The sequence below is a fragment of the Methylobacterium sp. WL18 genome (assembly GCF_008040015.1).
GTDB lineage: Bacteria > Pseudomonadota > Alphaproteobacteria > Rhizobiales > Beijerinckiaceae > Methylobacterium > Methylobacterium mesophilicum.
This window is the reverse complement of the sequence record NZ_VRVD01000567.1, coordinates 1-3060: the sequence shown is the minus strand read 5'-3', so window position 1 is coordinate 3060 and position 3060 is coordinate 1. Positions and strand designations below refer to the sequence as shown.

3 protein-coding genes and 1 pseudogene are annotated in these 3060 nt (G+C 68.2%); 1 reads left to right on the top strand and 3 read right to left on the bottom strand.

Features of this window, described 5'->3' with window-relative positions:
* Positions 1-115, top strand: a pseudogene (locus FV228_RS25065) (DUF1732 domain-containing protein); the annotation flags it as partial.
* 11 nt (positions 116-126) lie between these two features.
* Here FV228_RS25065 and FV228_RS33415 read toward each other — a convergent pair.
* The 3 genes from FV228_RS33415 to mltG all read right to left on the bottom strand — a co-directional run.
* Positions 127-393 (bottom strand): hypothetical protein, encoded by a 267-nt coding sequence (locus FV228_RS33415; protein ID WP_147898027.1) that lies wholly within the window; start codon positions 391-393, stop codon positions 127-129.
* Between the two features lie 22 nt (positions 394-415).
* A complete protein-coding gene (locus FV228_RS25060) occupies positions 416-859 on the bottom strand; it encodes a hypothetical protein (RefSeq protein WP_147857030.1) in 444 nt (147 codons plus the stop codon).
* 921 nt (positions 860-1780) lie between these two features.
* A partial coding sequence (mltG, locus tag FV228_RS25055) for an endolytic transglycosylase MltG (protein WP_147857029.1) occupies positions 1781-3060 on the bottom strand: 1280 nt, incomplete at its 5' end.

The following is a 3060-nucleotide window of genomic DNA, read 5'->3' as shown; positions in this document are numbered from 1 at the left end:
GGAGTTGCTCGCGGCGGGCGGCGCGATCGGCCGGCGCCTGGATTTCCTGGCCCAGGAGTTCGGCCGCGAGGCCAACACCCTGTGCGCCAAGGCCAACGACATCAGCCTGTCGCGGACGTTCAGCCGTCAATGGCCTTTGGTTTTGGCGGTTTTGACCTTGGGCTGTTCCACATGGAGGATCGCCTTGCCGATCGCCTCAGCGCAGCGGCTGCGGGCCTCGGGGTCCGACATGGACTCCAAAGCCCGCAGGAGATCCATCATGATGCGTTGGATCTCGGACAGGCCGCCGTCGAACGGCGGCGGCGCGCCGGAATGGTAGAAGGCAGCGACCGGAACCCCCAGCGTGGCTGCGATCGCCTCGAGTTGGCTTATGGTGTCGCCGTGCTCGCCCATCGGTTCGTCGCTCCAGAACACTTCAGTTGACGGCGACGCCCGCAGCCCGCGGTCCGATCTGCGCCGCGTAGTGCTGTCCAAGGTGCCGGAGAGCGGTCCCGATGATCTCCATCTTAGCCTCGTCCCCATCCTCCCGGGCTGTTTCGTAAGCTGCGCAAAGATCCTCCGTCAGCCTGGGCAAACTGGCCGCCTGCAGTCCGATCGCGTCGAGCGCGACGAGCAGAGGTTGCGATGACGGTTGGGGATGTGTGGTGGTTGGGTCATCTGCGGCGCGCGAGGACATGCACCCGATGGGCGGCGCGGTCAGTATCCGGTCCAGCTTGTCCTTCAGAACGTGAAGATCGACCCGCACGCCCTCGGCGTGCCGAAGCGCCGTCTCCGCCCTGTTCCTGATCGCGTTGACTTTTGCATTGAGCGCGATGAGGCGGCCGAAGCTGTCGTCACCGGGCGCAGGACCCACGTGCATGGTTTGACCCTAAGGCGAACCGATCTCTTCTCATGCAGCTTTAGGTTGGAGCGGTCAACGTACGGCGGCGATTAGGCTGCGGGCGATCAAGCCACCCAGGGCCCGCCAAGGGTGGGGCCCTTGAGGACGAGGGCGGGGGATTGGAGAAGGCCGATCGAGCAGGCTTCCGAGAGCGCGCATCCGGATTCCCGGTGGTCTCCACAGGACATGGTTCCGGGTGTATCGCCGCCCAGGGAACATCCTCGTCCTGAAGACTCGAGCGTGGCGCGAGCGCTCAGCTCCCGTCCCGTCATTCCGGGGCGCCGGAGGCGAGCCCGGAACCCAGATCCGCCGACAATGCGGGACCCGGATCCGTCAGCGGGTATGGATCCCGGGTTCCGCTTCGCGGCCCCGGGATGACGAGGCGGATGGTCCGACGCCGATGCGAGTCCTGATCGTTGAACAATCAACGTCTTCGGCGGCGAGAGGCAGCAGGCCTCTTGGGCAGAGCGCGCGGCCGGGTGCAGCTTCGAGCGTATGCGCGAAGCTATCATCGAGCGCCGTCATTGCGAACGCAGTGAAGCAACCCGGTCAAACGCCGCATTCGCAGATCGCGCGCTGCCCTGGGTCGCTTCGCGACGCTCGCAATGACGAAGCGCGACGGGCAACGCGGCGGATATCCCACCCTTACCCTCATCCTGAGAGGCAGTGAATCTTTCGATGTCCGACATTCTCGACCTCAATCAAATCAAGGACTGAGCGGTCACGAGAGAGGCAAAAAACCGAAAGACTCACAAACTCTGAGGTGCCGCGTAGCGGCCTCGAAGGAGCCCTTCAGGGATCGCGAGGTCGGCCGGAGGCCTCCTTCGAGAGCTTCGCTCCGCGACGCCACCCCAGCATGAGGGCGCGTTTGGGAGCGCCCGTCGCTCCGCAAAGCTCCGCCTACCGCCGCCCGCGCGGGGCCGGCGTCGGGTCGGCCAGCGCCGGGACGGTCTTGGGCGAGCCGAGATCGTAGCTGCGGTTCTTCAGCGGATCGAGGCGGGTGCCCTCGGAGGCGTCGAAGGCGCGGGTGCCCGGCGTGCCGGAATCGATGGCGAAGGCCGCGTTGGTGTTCGGGGCGTTGTCCGGCGCGAAGGCCGAGGCCCGACCGGGGGTGCTCGGGTCGGGGCCCGGCTCGACCTTGTCCACCGCGTCCGGCGGCGCCTGGCGGCTCTTCTCGACCGCGCGCCAGCGGGCGACGTTGCGCTGGTGGCCTTCCAGCGAGTCGGCGAAGGCGTGGCCGCCGCTGCCGTCCGCCACGAAGTACAGGTCCTTGGTCCGGGACGGGTTGGCCACCGCCTCCAGGGCGGCGCGGCCGGGATTGGCGATCGGCCCAGGCGGCAGGCCCTCGATCGCGTAGGTGTTGTAGGGCGTGGCCCGGTCGATCTCGGAGCGCAGGATGCCGCGCCCGAGGGTGCCGCGGCCGCCCACCAGCCCGTACACGATGGTCGGGTCCGATTGCAGCTTCATCCGCTTGTTGAGGCGGTTGATGAACACGCCGGCGACCCGGGGCCGCTCGTCGGCCCGGCCGGTCTCCTTCTCGACGATCGAGGCCAGGGTGACCATCTCGGCAGGGGTCCGCACCGGCACGTCGGCGCTGCGGCGGAGCCAGATCTGGTTCAGAACCTCGCGCTGCTTGGCCCGCATCAGGTTCACGATCTGCTGGCGGGTGGCGCCGCGCTCGAACTTGTAGGTGTCGGGCAGGAGCGAGCCCTCCGGGGGGATCTCGTTGATCTCGCCCGACAGGATGTCGTTGTCGTTGAGCCGCGTGACGATCTGCTCGGAGGTGAGACCTTCGGGGAACGTGATCGCGTGCTGGACCTGCCGGCCGGTGGTCACCGTGTCGAGGGCGTCGGCGATGCTCGCATGCGCCTTGAACATGTACTCGCCGGCCCGGAGCGCCGGCCGTCCGCCGAAGCGGGCGGCGAACTCGAACAGGCCGGTATGGCCGATCACGCCCTCGCGCTTGAGGGTCTCGGCGATCTCGCCCGTGCCGCTGTGGGTCGGGATCACCACCACCTTGTCGGCCACGAGCGGCCCCGGCTCGCGCACCTGGCGCTGGAACAGGGTGATCCCGATCATCGCCGCGATGGCGATCGCCACCGCGAAGGTGAGGGCGCCGCTGATGATGCCGACGAGGCCGCTGCGCTCGCGCACCGGCTTCTCCGGCGGCGGCGGCGCGG